Origin of the sequence: Aquitalea sp., assembly GCF_030150775.1 — a bacterium.
GTDB lineage: Bacteria > Pseudomonadota > Gammaproteobacteria > Burkholderiales > Chromobacteriaceae > Aquitalea > Aquitalea denitrificans.
In genome coordinates, this window is the sequence record NZ_JASLFG010000026.1 from 25,354 (window position 1) to 41,341 (window position 15,988).

At 58.6% G+C, this 15,988-nt stretch carries 16 protein-coding genes and 1 rRNA gene; 4 read left to right on the plus strand and 13 right to left on the minus strand.

What is annotated here, in order from left to right:
- The first annotated feature begins 5 nt into the window (after positions 1 to 5).
- The 3 genes from QVF59_RS08805 to QVF59_RS08815 all read left to right on the plus strand — a co-directional run bounded on the left by QVF59_RS08805 (position 6) and on the right by QVF59_RS08815 (position 1,935).
- Entirely contained in the window at positions 6 to 608 is a 603-nt protein-coding gene (locus QVF59_RS08805) for a histidine phosphatase family protein (protein ID WP_159874569.1), read from the plus strand.
- The gene (gene cobS / locus QVF59_RS08810) at positions 605 to 1,366 is read left to right on the plus strand and encodes an adenosylcobinamide-GDP ribazoletransferase (protein ID WP_287878956.1); all 762 of its coding nucleotides are present in this window, start codon (positions 605 to 607) and stop codon (positions 1,364 to 1,366) included. Before QVF59_RS08805 ends, cobS begins: the two co-directional genes overlap by 4 nt.
- 89 nt (positions 1,367 to 1,455) lie before the next feature.
- Positions 1,456 to 1,935, plus strand: coding sequence for a GNAT family N-acetyltransferase (locus tag QVF59_RS08815; RefSeq protein ID WP_287878958.1), 480 nt, complete (start codon positions 1,456 to 1,458; stop codon positions 1,933 to 1,935).
- On the opposite strand, the gene QVF59_RS08820 is transcribed toward QVF59_RS08815, so the two are convergent.
- Positions 1,936 to 3,069, minus strand: coding sequence for a hypothetical protein (locus QVF59_RS08820; RefSeq protein WP_287878961.1), 1,134 nt, complete (start codon positions 3,067 to 3,069; stop codon positions 1,936 to 1,938).
- Between the two features lie 320 nt (positions 3,070 to 3,389).
- Here QVF59_RS08820 and QVF59_RS08825 point away from each other — a divergent pair, with 320 nt between their 5' ends.
- Complete coding sequence (locus tag QVF59_RS08825) at positions 3,390 to 4,388, plus strand: M48 family metallopeptidase (RefSeq protein ID WP_287878963.1); 999 nt, start codon at positions 3,390 to 3,392, stop codon at positions 4,386 to 4,388.
- Here QVF59_RS08825 and QVF59_RS08830 read toward each other — a convergent pair.
- The 12 genes from QVF59_RS08830 to rrf form a co-directional block, all read right to left on the minus strand.
- On the minus strand, positions 4,385 to 5,167 hold the full coding sequence (locus QVF59_RS08830; protein ID WP_159874564.1) for a YoaK family protein: 783 nt from the start codon (positions 5,165 to 5,167) through the stop codon (positions 4,385 to 4,387). The two genes, QVF59_RS08825 and QVF59_RS08830, sit on opposite strands and share 4 nt — an antisense overlap.
- A 115-nt stretch (positions 5,168 to 5,282) precedes the next feature.
- Complete coding sequence (locus QVF59_RS08835; RefSeq protein ID WP_287878964.1) at positions 5,283 to 6,140, minus strand: SPOR domain-containing protein; 858 nt, start codon at positions 6,138 to 6,140, stop codon at positions 5,283 to 5,285.
- Positions 6,137 to 6,853, minus strand: a complete 717-nt coding sequence (locus QVF59_RS08840) for a type III pantothenate kinase (protein WP_287878967.1) — start codon at positions 6,851 to 6,853, stop codon at positions 6,137 to 6,139. Before QVF59_RS08840 ends, QVF59_RS08835 begins: the two co-directional genes overlap by 4 nt.
- Positions 6,850 to 7,818, minus strand: coding sequence for a biotin--[acetyl-CoA-carboxylase] ligase (locus tag QVF59_RS08845; protein WP_167522549.1), 969 nt, complete (start codon positions 7,816 to 7,818; stop codon positions 6,850 to 6,852). The genes QVF59_RS08840 and QVF59_RS08845 overlap by 4 nt, the downstream gene beginning before the upstream one ends.
- Positions 7,815 to 8,315 (minus strand): D-glycero-beta-D-manno-heptose 1-phosphate adenylyltransferase, encoded by a 501-nt coding sequence (gene rfaE2, locus QVF59_RS08850; RefSeq protein ID WP_159880680.1) that lies wholly within the window; start codon positions 8,313 to 8,315, stop codon positions 7,815 to 7,817. The genes QVF59_RS08845 and rfaE2 overlap by 4 nt, the downstream gene beginning before the upstream one ends.
- Before the next feature lie 122 nt (positions 8,316 to 8,437).
- Complete coding sequence (locus QVF59_RS08855; RefSeq protein WP_287878971.1) at positions 8,438 to 8,848, minus strand: type IV pilin protein; 411 nt, start codon at positions 8,846 to 8,848, stop codon at positions 8,438 to 8,440.
- A gap of 8 nt (positions 8,849 to 8,856) precedes the next feature.
- Positions 8,857 to 12,987, minus strand: coding sequence for a pilus assembly protein (locus tag QVF59_RS08860; RefSeq protein WP_287878973.1), 4,131 nt, complete (start codon positions 12,985 to 12,987; stop codon positions 8,857 to 8,859).
- A 12-nt stretch (positions 12,988 to 12,999) separates the two neighbouring features.
- The gene (locus tag QVF59_RS08865) at positions 13,000 to 13,551 is read right to left on the minus strand and encodes a pilus assembly PilX family protein (RefSeq protein ID WP_287878975.1); all 552 of its coding nucleotides are present in this window, start codon (positions 13,549 to 13,551) and stop codon (positions 13,000 to 13,002) included.
- Positions 13,551 to 14,615 (minus strand): PilW family protein, encoded by a 1,065-nt coding sequence (locus tag QVF59_RS08870; protein ID WP_159880928.1) that lies wholly within the window; start codon positions 14,613 to 14,615, stop codon positions 13,551 to 13,553. The genes QVF59_RS08865 and QVF59_RS08870 overlap by 1 nt, the downstream gene beginning before the upstream one ends.
- On the minus strand, positions 14,612 to 15,103 hold the full coding sequence (pilV, locus tag QVF59_RS08875; protein ID WP_159880676.1) for a type IV pilus modification protein PilV: 492 nt from the start codon (positions 15,101 to 15,103) through the stop codon (positions 14,612 to 14,614). Before pilV ends, QVF59_RS08870 begins: the two co-directional genes overlap by 4 nt.
- Positions 15,100 to 15,657, minus strand: coding sequence for a pilus assembly FimT family protein (locus tag QVF59_RS08880; RefSeq protein ID WP_287878978.1), 558 nt, complete (start codon positions 15,655 to 15,657; stop codon positions 15,100 to 15,102). The genes pilV and QVF59_RS08880 overlap by 4 nt, the downstream gene beginning before the upstream one ends.
- A 230-nt stretch (positions 15,658 to 15,887) precedes the next feature.
- A 5S ribosomal RNA gene (rrf, locus tag QVF59_RS20915) occupies positions 15,888 to 15,988 on the minus strand; the annotation flags it as partial.

The following is a 15,988-nucleotide window of genomic DNA, read 5'->3' on the forward strand; positions in this document are numbered from 1 at the left end:
GACGCATGAACCCCTATACGCTCACCCTGCTACGCCACGGCGAGATCGACCATGATGGCAGGCTGATCGGCCACACCGACCTGCCACTGAATGATCTGGGCTGCGAACAGATGAGCCGCAGTTGGCACAAGCTGAACCAGTTGGCACCTGTCACCAGCATGGCCACCTCGCCGCTGCAGCGCTGCCGCGAGTTTGCTGTGCATCAGGCCCTGCATGGTTCCTTGCCGCTGAAAGTGGATGAGCGTTTTGCCGAGTTCGATTTTGGCGACTGGGACGGCATGTCGCGCGAGGTGCTATCCGGTCAGCATCCGGACTGGGGCAGCCGCGTAGCCGCTGGCGAACTGATTCCACCAGGCGGTGAAAGCTATGCCGTGTTCCGCACCCGCGTGTTAACGGGGTTCAGCGAGTGGATTCAGATGGCGCGCGGCAGTCACCGGGTACTGGTGTGCCATGGTGGGGTGATTACTGCCTTGCTGGCCGAGCTGCTGGGTACCGAATTTGCCGTGGCCAAGCTGATGACGGTGCAGCGCGGCGGCTTTGCCCAGCTGTCCATCCTGGAGGGTCACCCGGCCTATCTGATGCATCTGGAAAGCCCCGGCGAAGCATGAAACCGACCAGCGCCATCCCCCCGGCCCGCTGGTGGCAGGGTCTGATTCTGGCCATCCAGTTTCTTACCCGCCTGCCTACACCGCAGCTGCGTACCTTCCACCCGGAGTGGCTGGCCGCCAGTGCGCGCTGGTTTGCCCCGGTTGGTTTGTTGCTGGGCAGCCTGCTCTGGCTGGTGGTGTGGCTGGGTAGCCAACACGACCCCTGGCTGGGCGCACTGGGCGGGCTGCTGCTGTGGATTGCCATAACAGGCGGCCTGCATCTGGACGGTCTGGCCGACCTGAGTGATGCCATGGGTGCCGCGCATCGCTCGCGCGATCGCTTTCTTGAGGTACTGAAAGACCCGCATGTAGGCAGCTTTGGTGTGATTGCGCTGGTCTGCGCCATCTGCAGCAAACTGGTATTGCTGATGCTGCTGGCCAGGCAGCCGGCACTGCTGGCCGGCCTGCTGTTGCTACCGGCCTGGGCGCGGCTGTTTGCGCTGTTCTGGTCGGCCACGCTGCCTGCGCTGGCCCCCGGCAGCGGCGAGCGCTTTGCCGGACAAGCACAATGGCTGGTACAGGGCATCAGCCTGCTGGTTTTGCTTGGCCTATCCTGGTGGCTGGCCCCTGCGCTATTGCTGGCCCCGCTGACTGGTCTGCTGTGGCGCACCTGGCTCAAGCACAAGCTGGGCGGCATGACCGGCGACTGCCTGGGTGCGGGTATCGAAATCTGCGAACTCCTGCTGCTGGGCCTGCTCTTGCTCCCCATTCACCGCTGAGCGCGCGGTAAAAGACCTGTCATCCTGCTGTCACGGCCTGGTGATGTCGTTGCCGGATACTGCCGACATCGGTACAGGGAGATTCGCGCATGCAGCTGGATATCTCGCACGACCCGGCACGGCTGGACCGCGCCATGATTCTGGATTTCCTCACCACCCGGGCGCATTGGGCCGCCGGTATGGATGCAGCCCTGCTGGAACGGGCAATCCGGCATTCGCTGATCATCGCCGCCTATCACCAGCACCGGCAGATCGGTTTTGCCCGGGTGATTACCGACTACGCCAGCTTTGCCTATCTGTCCGATGTGTTCGTGCTGCCCGACTGGCGTGGCCACGGCGTGGGACAGGCGATGATACGCGCCGCCATCGCCCATCCCCAGTTACAGCAGCTGCGCCGTTTTTTGCTGGTTTCACGCGATGCCCGCGGCTTTTACCGCCAACTGGGCTTCACTCCCTTGCAGCACGGTGAGCGCTATATGGAACTGCAGCGCGATGCTGCCGCTTCTGCTGGGTGGCACTGGCCATTTAGCCGTCGTAGCCGTCCCGCCACCGCACAGACGGTTGCCTGATCAGGGCAGCAGGTCGGCCCGCGCACCGGGATGCTGCTTGAGCACACTCCAGGGCAGCACGCTCCACTCCGGGTATTCGCAGGCCCGCGCCACACGGGCAAAGGACGGCCCCAGCGTCAGCCCCTGCGGCGTGGCATACCAGCTGACAAACTGCCATACCTGCGGATCGCGGTAATCACACTCATCTTCCGTGCCCGGCTTGGTCTGTGCGGGGTATAGGCGGGTCATGGTATGCACCAGCCACGGTGCCAGTATCTGCTCCTCGTATTGGTAGTCTGCCCGCTCGCCACCGGCCTTGCGCGCCAGCTGCGGCTTGCCCTTGCCGACCCACAGCAAGTCTTCCAGTTGCAGTTGCTTGCCGCTGGCCACGTCCAGCGTCAGCGGATTGTCGCCAAAATCCGGGTGGGCCCCACCGCAGTAATAGCTGGTGAAAATGCTCACACTAAACAGCTTGTTGCCCAGCAGATGCGGCGTGACCGTCTGCTCGAAGTCGGCCCCGGCAGTGCGCGTACCACCCAGCTGACAGTCAAAATAACTGGCCACTTCCTGCCACTGGCGCTCCGCCAGCACCTGATTGAGCCGCTGCAGGCTGGCGGCCGGATAGCCATCTTGCACGCGGAACAGGCGGATCTTGCTGACTGGCTCATCCCACCACTGCAGGGTGTGGCCCTGCACCCGCTCGCGCTTGCCGGGCTTGAGCTGCAGATCCATCAGCCGCACGTAGTCGTAAGCAGAGCGCTGGCGCACCGGATTGAGCGCCGTATCACTGCTGGCTGGCCACTGCGCCTGCACATAGGGTGTCAGACTGACCGGCACCGGCTTGCTGGCTTTGGGACCATGCCACTCGCCAGCCCAGCCACTGCCTTGTGACCGCAGGGTGATGTCATTGCGCTGCTCGTCATACTGCAGGTTTTCGCCCAGTTGCAGGCTGCCATCGGCCTGTTGCTTGCCGGAAAGGGCAAGATCACGGTGATGCTTGCGATAGAAATAACGCCCTTCCACCTGGCCATCCTGTGCAATATCCAGCTCCATCACCACCGCCGCAGCCCCCACTCGCCCCTGGAATAGCTGTGGTGCCGCCAGCACACCCTGCGCAAGGGCCAGCAATAGCCAGCCACTAAAGCGGTGCATCATGTCATCTCCTCCCTTCCAACAAAACAGCACCACACCACAATGGTACGGCGCAGCAAGTAGAGCACAAAAAACAGCAGATTGCTTGCCACCTGCCCGCCGCCATGTATATGGGAAAAATCCTGCGGACTCTGGCGGCTGACTTACCGTTCAAGCCCCCTACCGAGGCCGCAAAACATCCACAATCACCACAGCCTAGCAATAGCAGTGCCGCAGGCGGGACGACAGCGTTGCCAAACCAGCCTGCTTACGCTACAGATTAAAGTAAGCCACACTGCGACCACGCCCCCCGAATAGGGGATGGCACACAAGGGAATCAGGACATGAGTCTGCCGGGTAATTATCTGGATGGCCGCAGCCATGCCGGCAAGGCCGTGATGCTGCAGCGCGATGCCCATCATTTGGTATTTACCGATGGCGTACATACCCGCCGCTACCTGGCACACGCAGTAACCTTTCAGGCTGGTGCATCCGGCCTGCCAGACCAGCTGCAGCTTCCGGATGGCGGCGTGATCGAAGTGGCCAGTGCCTATGGCTGCCAGCAACTCACCCAGCGCCTGCCACTAGCGGCCAGGCTGCTGGAGTGGCTGCAACAAGGCTGGCCCTGGCTGCGGCTGCTGTTGATTGTGTTGGTCGCAAGCATGCTGTGGATGGGCTACCGTGATGGTCTGCCCTGGCTGGCTGGCGAAGCCGCCCGCCGTACACCGGCAGCTGTCGAGCAAACCATGGCCACGGCAACCCTGACCTTGCTGGAGAAAACCAGCACGTTGCGCCCGTCTCAGCTGTCCCCGGCCCGCCAGGAAGCCTTGCAGCAACTGCTGCTGCAGGCCGCCCCCGGCACCAGCCGCTACCATTACCAGCTGCGGCTGCTGGATGCGCGCGAACTCGGCCCGGATCTCATTCCGCTACCGGCTGGCTTGGTGGTGATGACCGACCAACTGGTGCGGCAGGCCAAAAGCGATGATGAACTGTTTGCCATGCTGGCCCATGCGGTTGGTCATGTTGAAGCAAGACACGGTCTGCGCGGACTGATCCGGACCGGTGGGCTATCGCTGGCCGTCAGCCTGTTTACCGGTGACACCAGCACCCTGCAGGCCGTGGCTCCCATCATGCTGGCCGACATGAAATACAGTGCCGACTTCGAACACGAGGCCGACATCTACATGCACCGTACTCTCGCCGCACGTGGCCTGTCCCCCTGTGTGTCCGCTGCCTTGCTGGCCAGGCTGGATGGCCCGGAGCACGCTGCGGTCAGCCTGCTTTCCGCCCATCCTGGCGACCCCGATGCCGCCAGGCAATGCCCGCAAGCTGCTGCCGGCTAGTGCAGCTCCTGCCGGTGCTGCCACCAGCGCCAGCGCAGGCGCATGTCGTACCACACCGGGCGCAAGCCCAGACCAAACAGCAACAAGGCCAGCGGCAGGGTGAAAGCATAGCCCAGATGCTTGAATCCCAATGCCCCCACCACACCACCCAGGAAGAAGGCAGACAGGATCATGCAGTACACCCATAGCCGGCTGCGATTGGATTTGATGTCCTTGATCTTGGAGCTGTGCAGATGGTTGTAGTAACTCATCTTGGTCAGCTCGATGCCGATGTCGGTGGCAATCCCGGTCATGTGGGTGGAGCGCAGCAGGCCACCAGACAGCTTGGTGACGATGGTGTTGTGCATGCCCATGATGAAGCACAGCAGCATCACGGTGGGCGGGGTGAACAGGCCCTTGTGGCTGGCTAGCCCGGCACCCAGCAGACCGAACAGCAGCAACAGGACAGCTTCTTCCATCATGGATACGCCATAGCCACCACGCAGGCGCTGTCGCCTGGCCCACAGGATCAGCCAGGTGGAGTGCATGGCACCACCGATGAAACACAGCAACATCACCAGCATGGACAGCGACAGGCGGATTTCCCCCAACGCCAGATCATCAGCCATACCGGACACGATGCCGGATACATGCGAGGTATAACGGTGTACTGCCAGAAAACCGCCAGCATTCAGTGCGCCAGCGATGAAAGCCATGGAGCCGCCCAACTGGCGCAACACGCGGTCATTGAAGGAGCCGCGGTCCAGCAGGCGGGTGATATTGCTTGAGCGTCGGGACATAGCGAACCATGAAAAAACGGCAAGGCGGGACACCCCGCCATTGCCGTTCATCATCCATCCAGCACCGGCTTGCTGACAAGCCTGATTTCCGCCGCTCTTGCGACAGCGCAAGGCCTCAGTGGCAGGCCTGCAGCGCAATGCCCGGGGTCAGGCGCTTTTGCAGCGCTTGCAGACGCCCGGCCTGCTGCGCGTCCAGCGCCTTGAAGCTGAGCACCGTTGCGGCAGATTTCTGCCCCTTCTGCTCGATGGCAACCTTGTCAAAACCCGCAGCTTTCACCCGTGCCAGCATGGCCTTGGCCGCAGTTTCCTGGCCGAACAGGCCAAGCGACACACTACCCTTGAACTCCGCGCTATGCACGATGTAGTTGTCAAAACCCTTGTCTTTCAGCTCGGCGGACAGGGTCTGGGTTTCAGACTGGGTGGCCAGCGGCGGGTGATACACCCAGAACTTGCCATTGCCCTTGACCTCACCCTTGCTGCTTTCCACCATCTGCTCGGCCTTCAGCTTCAGGCTGGGTAAGCCACCCTTCACCCGGGCCAGCAGCTTGGCATCCAGTGTTCCCCAGTCATAGCAGGCCAGCGCCTTGGCCGGCTCGGCTTTGGCGGCTTCCGGTTTGGGCTTGTCAGCGGCTTTCTCTGCAGGTTTGGTTTCTACCGTTTTTTTGATCTCGGACTTGGCCACAGGTACCGAAGCGTCCACCTTGGCAGGTTTGACTGCCGCCGGCTGAGATGCCGTCTTGCCCAGGTCTTCCGGCTTCAACGCCTCGGTTTGGGGCATGGAGGCCACCACCTTCAGCGGCGCACTGGCATCGGCCTGCGGGGCGGAGGCGGGCTGCCAGTCAGGCGGCAGCAGCTTGACCTGCTCAGGGCTGATCTCCTGGGCGTGCACATCGGCAGGCGGGCGTTGCTTGAACGCGCCATAACCGGCCACCGCCAGATTGAGCACCACAATCAGTACCAGAAACCACTTCATGATTCGCACGCCACTCTCAAGAGTCCCATCAGCACGAGATTATCCACGATCGTCGCCGGTACGGCGAGTTGCGTGGCAATGGAGGCCGCATCGCCACCGGTCAGCAGCACGTGGGGCCGGGCGCGACCGGTATGGCAGGCCAATTGCCGGCACATGCGCTCAATCGCACCGCACTGCGCGGCCAGCACGCCGCTGGCCAGTGCATCCTCGGTCCCCTGCGGAAAGGTTTGTACGGTACCGGCCAGGCGGTCCAGCAGGGCGGTACCTTGCGCCAGGCTGCGCAGCATCAGCGCCTGACCGGGCAGGATCAGCCCACCCAGATAATCGCCCTCGGCGGTCAGTGCTTCCACGGTAAGCGCAGTACCGGCGCACGCCACTACCACGTCATCAGCGCAGAGCTGGCGTGCTGCCAGCACGGCCAGCCAGCGGTCTGCCCCCTGCTCGGCAGGATTACGGTAGTGGTTGCGCACATCGGCAAAGCTGGTGGCAGAACGTACCCACTGCACCACTCCGGGGGCGGCCTGACTGATGGCTTCAACCACTACCGGTCCTGCTACCGAAGCCGCGTGAACACTGCAAATGGGCCAGCCGGCCCATTGACTGGCCAGCGTGACAATCTGCTCATGTGTCACAGCGCCCTGAGCCACCCAGCCCTGCCCGTCATGCACGCCCCATTTGAGCCGGCTGTTGCCGGCATCCAGCAGCAGCCTCATGAGCGGCTCCGCAGACTGACTTCACCGGCATGGAAGATGCGCAGGCTGCCATCTGCGGTTTCCACCTGCAAGGCTCCGCTTTCCGCCACACCGCGCGCAATACCATCTACCGGCTCGCCGTGGGAAAAACTCAGTCGTACCGGTGCATTTTCATGGCTGGAGCAACGCATCCAGTCATCGCGGAATGCCGCAAAACCTTCGCGGTTGAAGGTCTCCAGCACCACCGCCAGTTCGCTGAGCAAGGCCGCCAGCAACTGGTTGCGCCCCAGCCGGATCCCCGCCTCGGCCAGCGAGGCCACCGGCTGATCCACTTCGCCCGGGCTGTCCAGATTCAAGCCAATGCCGATGACCACAGCGGCCGGGCCGAGTGCATCGCCGGATAGCTCGATCAGGATGCCTGCCAGCTTGCGGCCATTGAGCAGCACATCATTCGGCCACTTGAGTTGTACCGGCACCGCCAGCTGGTGCAGGGCGCGGGCCAGCGCCAGCCCCACCGCCAGCGACAGACCGGCCAGCTCGGCAAGGCCGCGATCAAAACGCCACAACAGGGAGAAAGTAAGCCCGGCACCCAGACGGGTCTGCCAACGCCGACCCAGCCGGCCACGGCCAGCACTCTGCATTTCCGCAGCCAGCACCAATCCATGCAGGCCACCACTGGCCGCTCTGGCCATCAGTTGGCTGTTGGTGGAGTCAGTGCGTTCAGTCACCGCAAGCGTAAAGGTCTCGGCGGCTGGCGAAGACAGTGCATCGCGCACGCTGGCCACATCCAGCCATTCGAAGGGTTCAGCCAACTTGTAACCTTGGCCGCGCACGCTGAATACGGTAAGGCCGAACTCCTGTTCAATGGCATGCACCGCCTGCCAGATCAGGGTTCGTGAACAGCCCAGTTCGCGCGCGATGTCGGCACCGGAATGAAAGCGGCCATCGCTCAACTGGCGCAGCACGGCAAATGCGTGCTCGCTCACGCTTTGTCCTCGGCGGCACGGATCTTGTTAATGGTTTGCGTGGTTGAAGTGGCAAACAGGAAGGGGATGGAATGCACTTCGCCACCACGGGCCAGGGTTTCAGCACTGCCGACGATCTTGTCCACCGCCCAGTCACCGCCCTTGACCAGCACATCTGGCCTGACCAGGTCGATCAGGTCAGCCGGGGTATCGCTGTCAAACCAGGTCACCAGGCTGACGCTCTCCAGTGCAGCCAGCACTGCAGCACGGTTCAGCTCGTTATTGATGGGGCGATCATCACCCTTGCCCAAGCGCTTGACCGAAGCATCGGTATTCAGGCCCAGCACCAGGCTGGCCCCCAGCGCACGTGCTTGTGCCAGGTAGGTGACATGGCCGCGATGTAGGATGTCGAAACAACCGTTGGTAAACACGATGGGACGCGGCAAGGCGGCCAGCTTTGCGGCCAGCTGCTCCGGCGGGCAGATCTTGTCTTCAAATGCGGGTGTGGGGTAGGACATGGCGGTGCCTGTAGAAAGCATGACTGGCCAGCATTATACGGTAGTCCACCGTTCTGGCTGCAGCCGTCCGCACGCGACAGGGGAAATCGGCCCGTGCCACGTCACCGGCACGGGTCCAGCGGCTATTTCCAGCAGTCCGCCGTGGCATAACTGCCACTGGAGCCCTTGTTGCCAAGGGCGTCCAACGTCAGGGTACCGCACTGGGAATCTGGCGATTGGGCATTGGCCGGCACCGCATTTACCTGGAAACCGGCGGGTGCGGTCCCGCTGGCCACGGTAACGTTGTACAGAATGGAGGTGCCAGTAGCCCCCAGCGGGCTGACCTGAGTGGCACCGATATTGTACTGGTTGTTCATGGTGTAGTAGCGCTCCTGCTCTTGCGCCACCTGCATCATCACGGTTTCGGCCTCGCTACGGTGGCCGCGCATGATGTAATTACGATAAGACGGCAGGGCTATCGCCGCCAGAATGCCGATGATTGCCACCGTGATCATCATCTCGATCAATGTAAAACCCGTATGCTTGTCAGCCATGCTTTAGCTCACCACGATTGAATGATTTCACGCCAGGACAGGCGGCCATAGGCACTTGTATTATCTGGAATGGCCGTGCAGGAAATCACTCCAGACGAGCCAATAGAACACATATAAGTAACATTACTAATCTTAATGATCAAAGGCCTCCCCATGGAAATGCCATTATTCCACATCGCATTGGCAATCAAGTCTGCACTATTCATTGTGCCATTTCCGGACGTATCAAATATAGCACTCGCAGTCCCGGCACCTGTCGCATAGTTCAAGCCAAAATTAACTGTGGCACCACCACTACCACAAATGCTTGTACTGGATGGAAATGCCACCGTAAAGTACACAAGTGTATTTTGATAGATATATGGTGTCGCAACCTCTCTGCCACTAGTAAATCCACTGGTGGATAATGATAAAAACCATCCATTACAACCATATGGCAGGTAATTAACCGCACCAGAACAACTACTAGCAGTATTCGTCGAATCATTGATTATAGAATAATAAGACGAGGTAATTCCATTGCTTGTAGTTGTTGTAACCAGTGAGCCAACCTTCTGGGCTAGCAAGCTTGCTGTTAATGTATTTTTTGCCGACAACAATCCATCATCCCGAATCCCATACAATGTCTGAGTATTAGTTTGATTCAGATCATTACCCGACAAATACTGACCAGTTCCGAACAAAACCATATATCCACGCAAAGGATCCCGGGTTACATAGGTTCCTGTCGTGATTGGCTGAATCGTACTTGCAGTGCACTGTGTCAGGGGCGTCGTCGGACTACTGACTGTATATGAGCTACACGCAGTAAATAGCGGCGCAGTTGGCGCTACCCAACTCGACGGGGTAGTCGATGACAAGTCGAACTTCCACAGATTGCCATTCAGGTCACCGGCATAGGCTACTTTCACTGCACCATTGCTAATAATAATGCCTGGTGCCGACAAACCATTGGGTGAGGTATTCAGCAAGGTCGGGGCAGGCAGATCAATACGGAAATAATTAGTGCCCTGCGTCCAGGCTACACCCGAACGCTTGTCCAGATAGAGCACGAACAAGGAGGCCGTGGTTCCACTACTCTGGTTGTAGCCATTACCGAAAATCACTACCGGCCGGCCATTGCTCAGCTTGGTGATTACCGGACTACCTATGGTGTAGCCCAGCTTGGCATCATCCTTGGACGAGAACTCCCACAACACATTGCTGCTACCCATGCTGTCCACATGAGTGACGTCCAACGCATACACACTGGTGCCACCGGCACCAGTTGTCCCCACCACGACCGAGCGGGCTTCCGGGCTGCTCAATGCCGCGCCGTTGCTGCCATAAAGGAAGCACACATCCTTGTAGACGGGCGAGCCGTCATTGAAGAACTGGTGGGTATAGGTGGTGGAACTCAGATTAGGCAGATTGGCGTAAATGCTGGCCGGTAAAAAGGCCGCCAGTTCGTTACCTACCGTACTGCTTCCGTAGCTGGCATTGAAAATATGCAGAAAGCCATCGTTGGCCGCAACAGCCATGGCCGCCGGACGAGCAAAGATTGTTGCTCGATCGGTAGCCGGGCTGGACAAATTCGCGTCAAAACTACAGCCACTCGGGTCAGAAGTCGGCGTGGGGATGTAGACCGGCGTCGAATGCACTACATCACCCATCCGATAATTGCGTGTCCGGAACTGCGGCGAGGTGGAGCTCCCCTCCTGTGTCTTGTCACCGCGCAGGTAATTCACCCGGTAGGTGCCATAGCCACCGGCATTCAGCCCGGTGTACTGGAAGCTGGTCGTACCGGTGGGCACATCGGTCTTGCTGCTCAAGGCCGAGTACCAGGTGGTATTAAATGCCGCACCTGCCATGGCGGTGTAGTCATAGGTCAACACATTGCGTGCGGTCACGCTGCTGTTGAGCTGGGTTTCCAGCTTCAGCTTGGCCTGCCAAGCAGGGGTATAAACCGGAGAGACAGCACCAGACGCGCTAGTAACGATAGAAACCGTATTGGCAATCAGATCACCACTCCAGTCTGTCGAATTGAACGCCGGTTGAAAAACATAGGTCCCCGGCGTGTATACACGACTTCCACTTGAAGCACCCAGCCCCGCTTGCGAAGCATTCGCAGATCCCGATATTGAACTCAAGGCATTATTCAGCGCAGACACCATCGCCGCTGGATTATTTGCCGGAGCGTAATTAGTGGGCGTACCCGTATAGCCCGTAGCTGGGCTGGGGAATGTAGAAATAGAGGTTGAACCTGTAGTACCAGTCGTAGTACTTGCAGCCGATGCCCACTCCTTGGACAAATCTGGCCAAGCATTTGAATTGCTATCGGTAAAACCACCATATTTTGCCGCCATAAAGAAGGCATTGCATACATTGCTGCTCCAGTACGAAGAACAAGGAGAATCGCCTACCCCCTTGTAATTACCCCCTTCCACGACATCAATCATGAAGGAGCTTACCGTTGCAGTTTTGGTATCACCCGATTTGGTACGAATATTGTTGGTATTTGCCCACCAGGCAAGGCCGGCAATATAGGGGGGTGAATTGGTTGAGCCGGTATTGACCGTCTGATACTGAGTCCCGGTCATGCCTTCATCGCTGCCCAAATTTTTGGTCCAGGTAGCAATATTGAACGCAGTATCATCAGTAGGCACAACGGCGCCAGACCAAGCGGAGCCAGGCAAATCAATATCGTTGTGGGTATTGGTATCCCCGATATAGATAACAAAGTTCTTCTGGCAGGAATTCAGGATGGGATCATCCCAGTCGGTAATAGCGGGAAAACCGCCCTGCCAGCTGGTATTGGAACTCAGAGAGCTGGTAAAGGTGGAGTAATTGCCATAATTGCGAAAATAGCGCAGCGCGGCATAGTAAAGATGGGCGGCAGGGTCATACTGCTTGTATCCGATATTACTGGCAATGGTATCGCCAAACTTGTTCAGGTAATTGACTACACCACTATTGGAGACTGCCGCAGTACTACCATAGGTAGTGCTGGTATCAGTCGAAGAGATTGTATGTGCAACGGCGTCATTCGCATCGGGGTTGACCACGAAGGTACCATCACTTCCCCACTCTGCACCCAAGGTATAAGTGCTACCAGAATTGCCTGTGACTGACTGAGAAATACCCGGATATTTCAAACGTGCCCGCAAAGCACCACCATCTTGCGTGTACTGGGTATTCACCAGATAGCTGGCCGCACCAAAGCGCATCTTGCTGCCATTGGTCTGGATCAACCCTTCCGGCTTGTAATTGCTACCGTACTGTTTGCAGGTATACGGTGTGGTAGTCCCATCTTCTACCATTCCGCTGACACAGACTTTTGCAATGGCATTATCAATTTCATACGGCGAACTGGGCTGCGAATTGCTGCTATTGCGGTAAATAGATACGCTCCACGGGTGGGAGCCACTACCGTAATTGGGGCCGTTGCTGAACCACAAATTGGTATAGCTCGTACCATACGGGGTGATCTTGGCCAGATAATTGACACTACTCACCGTCAGTCCTGATACCGGCTTACCCGTCAGGTTATAGCCCTGATTCTGGCCCGGTACCACAGCAGCGCGGCGCAAATAGGTAAGCGAAGCGCCATCTCCTGCCGAATAGTCACTGACCAGCGTGGCCGCGGTGGTATTTCCGGAGGAAGTAGACCAGCCCCCGGTCCCCAAGGCCCGATTCCCCCCGGTCAACGTCGCGCGGAAAATATCAATCGCCGACATGGTCGCCCAGTTAAGCAGATTGCCACTCCAGGCCGTGCCATCACAGGTGTAAATCTTGTAGACGGTTGAATTGTAAGTCACTGAAGTCAGCGTCGCACTGCTGTAAGGGGTGAAATAGCCTGTTGATCCCGATCCGGTATATTTATAACACTTGGCATAATCAAAATACCCCAGAAACGGGGTATTGCCATTCGTGGCACCGGATACATCAAGATCAGCCACACTGCTAATGGCAGTCTTTGTGGAAAAAGCGGAACCTGCTGTCGGAAACTCTACTGACAGGGCGAACATCACATTCGGTCCATAGGACGATCCGATGCCGGCCAATGGCAGGGAGCCGATGGAGACAGAGGATGCGGCCAAAGCCACAGGCACCCACAACAGCAGGATGATCAAACCGGAAATGGATAATCTGTTTTTCATTGCGCTCTCCACTTACTGCGCCGGACGATAAATGGACTCAGTTACCGTCACGATATTGCTGTTGAAACCGAAGCCCCAGCCGGTAATCCGGTAGATATAGCTTTCCGTACTCGCGTCACTGCCCGCAGCCTGATCCGGAATAGCTTCGATGGCATAACGCGGGGCCTGCAGGCTGTAACTGCCCAGACTGCCGCCATTCCACGCCGTCGCCGGTACGGTTGCCACGGTAGTAGGTGACGTGGCAATCGCCGCCGATGCCAGCAGCACGCTCATGGGGCCGCTGGCGTAGTTGGAGCACAGGCCGGTCGATGCGCTATTGGGGCAACTGTTAAAGCCGAGATTACTGGTGATCACGCCACTGGCAATCTGCCCTTCGGCATAACGCAAGGCCGCCTCGGCAGCCTCGCGGGCAACCAACCCGTCCCGCCCTGCACGCGCCAGACGTTCTTCCTGCTTCGACGAATAGAATGCCGTCAGGCCAATCAGCATCATGGCCACCAGCAGTACCAGCGCAATCACTAGCGCCGCGCCCCGTTGTCTTGGATAGGTGAGCAGATGGCGCATCATGGCATCCTGTTGCGCAAAACAAAGGTGGAGTCATACAGCCGGCGTGCCCAGCACGGATTGCTGACACTGCATGCCACCGTGCCAGACGCCAGCGGCCTCACCCAGGAGTTATCGGTCGAGCCCACGGTTGCCCCGTAATTGGCACCGAACATATTGAAGGTAGTGCCACTGAACGCTTCGGCCCGCATCTGGTTGTACACCGGGTCCTGTCGTGCCAGCAGCACCACGCGCACTGAATACACCTTGTTCATGCTGATGGAGGAACTTGGCGGGGTGTAATAATCCGCCATGCCGTCGCTGGCGCTGTCCACACCCAGCAGCACACCGATACGCTCGATGTTTTCTGCCACCACACCGGAAGAAACCAGGTTGCTGGTCAGCGAACTGGACAGCGCATTACCGTTGATATCACTCCAGGTGACATCGCACCACAGCTGTGGGCGGATTACCTGCGGATTGCTGCCGGTGCCCACTCCCTGCACCTTGATCTTGAAGGTATTGGTCACAATCACATTGCTGGCCGCCGGCGACGGATTGCCCAGGCAGTCTGGCATACCGGTATAGGAGGTGGACTGCGGCCCGGTGATATAGCTGATGGTCAGGGTATCGCTATTCTGTCCCATGGCACTCAGACTGGCGCTGCTGCCATTGCTCAGGGTAAAGCTGGTGGAACCACTGGCAATGGCCACCCCAGCGGATGCCGCCACGCTGATCTGCGAGTAGGCATCCGAGCCGGTACTACCGGATGCAGCCGAATTGTTGATGTGATTGCAGGGAATCACCCAGTTGCCACTGGCATTGGTCGAACTGTAGGAGGCTTCATCGCAATAGCCGGACTGCTTCAGCAAGCGGCCAATCACCGCCAGGCCGATACGGCCGTTATCCGTCATCAGCGCATTGCCCGACTGCGCTGTCAGTGTCTGCTGATTGGCAATGAAGATATTGCTGACGGCCAGCAAAATGAAGAAGGAGATGGTGACCGATACCATCAGCTCCAGCATGGTAAAGCCGGCCTGGAAGCGGTCAGCATGTCTTGCTGCAGGTGCGGGATACTTGATCATGGTTTCACCAATACCGCCATCGAGGCCGTTGTCACCTGGGAAGCCGTGCTGGTTGCCCGCTCCTGCCAACTGACCAGAACCTGATAACCGAACACTACCGAGCCACTGGACACCTTGCTCACCGTCACTGCCGGGTTGCTCAGGCCACTGCTGGCAGCAATAGTCTGGATTTCGCTCAGATCAAATGCCGCCCGATTGACCGAGGTCGTCGACGGGCAATTGGTGGTGGCAGAGTAACAATTGCCGCTATAGCCACCCGATGCCGTAGAGTAATCCGCATTGGGATTGGCACGGATCCGGTCTGCCAGCTGCTCCGCCACCAATGTCGCCTGCTGGCGCCCGCTACTCATGCTGGAGTAACGCAGATTATTCAGTTGCAAGGCAGCCACGCCAAGCAAGCCAATCGCCACGATCACCAACACCACCAACACCTCGATCATGGTCACCCCGGCTTCACGCCGGACACACCCCGCAGCATGTCGTGTCATGGGCAAGTCCCCAAATTCAGTTGCTGCGGGCGACCATTGGATAGAATGTTCACCTGCTGTGCCATGGTGGAACTCTTGCCAGTCACATCACAAATAGCGATTTTGGTTGCCGTGGTGGCCGCCGAACCGCCTGAACCTGTGACTTGTAACTGCATCTGCCCGCCGGGCAAGTACTGCAGCCCAGTCGTTCCACTGGGCGTAACCGTGACATACAGGGATGACGGAATAGAACCATGCATGACCAGCACACCGGATGCAGTCGGGCTGCCGGTACGCTGAAAATCGATAAATGACACCCAGCCAGAACTCCAGCTGCTCCCGTCACAGCTGGGGACGCTGCCACTGGTGGCACCGGTAGACGCACACACCACCACGGGTACACCCATACGCATGGCGTTGCTGCGGGCATTCAGCAAAGTCATGTTGATATCGGTGGCAGCTTGCTTGATCCGGTTTTCTGTCATGAACTGCGACATCGAAGGCACGGCGATTGTCAGCAAAATGGCAAACACCGCCATCACCACGACAACCTCAATCAAGGTAAAGCCGCGCAAGTAACGCATTACGGCCATGGCAAATCTCAGAAATTTTTACTTTTCAATCGTAATTGATCACAAAAAAAGCAAAGATTTTTCTGATAAGCGATAAGTTTTGGCTGATTAGTGGTTGTTGATTTACAGGCAAACAGACAAGCAGTGGCGGGGAATGGCATGGGGTAGCCTACCGCTCGACCAACCAAAACGCACAAAGCCCAGCTCGGTTGAGCTGGGCTTCTGTATGGGGAGTCTGGCGGTGTCCTACTTTCACATGGCGAATGCCACACTATCATCGGCGCTAAGGCGTTTCACGGTCCTGTTCGGGATGGGAAGGCGTGGGACCACCTCG

Coding starts and splice junctions, on each gene's coding strand:
- QVF59_RS08835 (WP_287878964.1), bottom strand. CDS start 6,140: ATGAAGTGGTTTCTGGTACTGATTGTGGTGCTCAATCTGGCGGTGGCC.
- QVF59_RS08815 (WP_287878958.1), top strand. CDS start 1,456: ATGCAGCTGGATATCTCGCACGACCCGGCACGGCTGGACCGCGCCATG.
- QVF59_RS08805 (WP_159874569.1), top strand. CDS start 6: ATGAACCCCTATACGCTCACCCTGCTACGCCACGGCGAGATCGACCAT.
- QVF59_RS08820 (WP_287878961.1), bottom strand. CDS start 3,069: ATGATGCACCGCTTTAGTGGCTGGCTATTGCTGGCCCTTGCGCAGGGT.
- QVF59_RS08865 (WP_287878975.1), bottom strand. CDS start 13,551: ATGCGCCATCTGCTCACCTATCCAAGACAACGGGGCGCGGCGCTAGTG.
- QVF59_RS08860 (WP_287878973.1), bottom strand. CDS start 12,987: ATGAAAAACAGATTATCCATTTCCGGTTTGATCATCCTGCTGTTGTGG.
- QVF59_RS08870 (WP_159880928.1), bottom strand. CDS start 14,615: ATGATCAAGTATCCCGCACCTGCAGCAAGACATGCTGACCGCTTCCAG.
- QVF59_RS08825 (WP_287878963.1), top strand. CDS start 3,390: ATGAGTCTGCCGGGTAATTATCTGGATGGCCGCAGCCATGCCGGCAAG.
- QVF59_RS08840 (WP_287878967.1), bottom strand. CDS start 6,853: ATGAGGCTGCTGCTGGATGCCGGCAACAGCCGGCTCAAATGGGGCGTG.
- QVF59_RS08830 (WP_159874564.1), bottom strand. CDS start 5,167: ATGTCCCGACGCTCAAGCAATATCACCCGCCTGCTGGACCGCGGCTCC.
- pilV (WP_159880676.1), bottom strand. CDS start 15,103: ATGACACGACATGCTGCGGGGTGTGTCCGGCGTGAAGCCGGGGTGACC.
- cobS (WP_287878956.1), top strand. CDS start 605: ATGAAACCGACCAGCGCCATCCCCCCGGCCCGCTGGTGGCAGGGTCTG.
- rfaE2 (WP_159880680.1), bottom strand. CDS start 8,315: ATGTCCTACCCCACACCCGCATTTGAAGACAAGATCTGCCCGCCGGAG.
- QVF59_RS08855 (WP_287878971.1), bottom strand. CDS start 8,848: ATGGCTGACAAGCATACGGGTTTTACATTGATCGAGATGATGATCACG.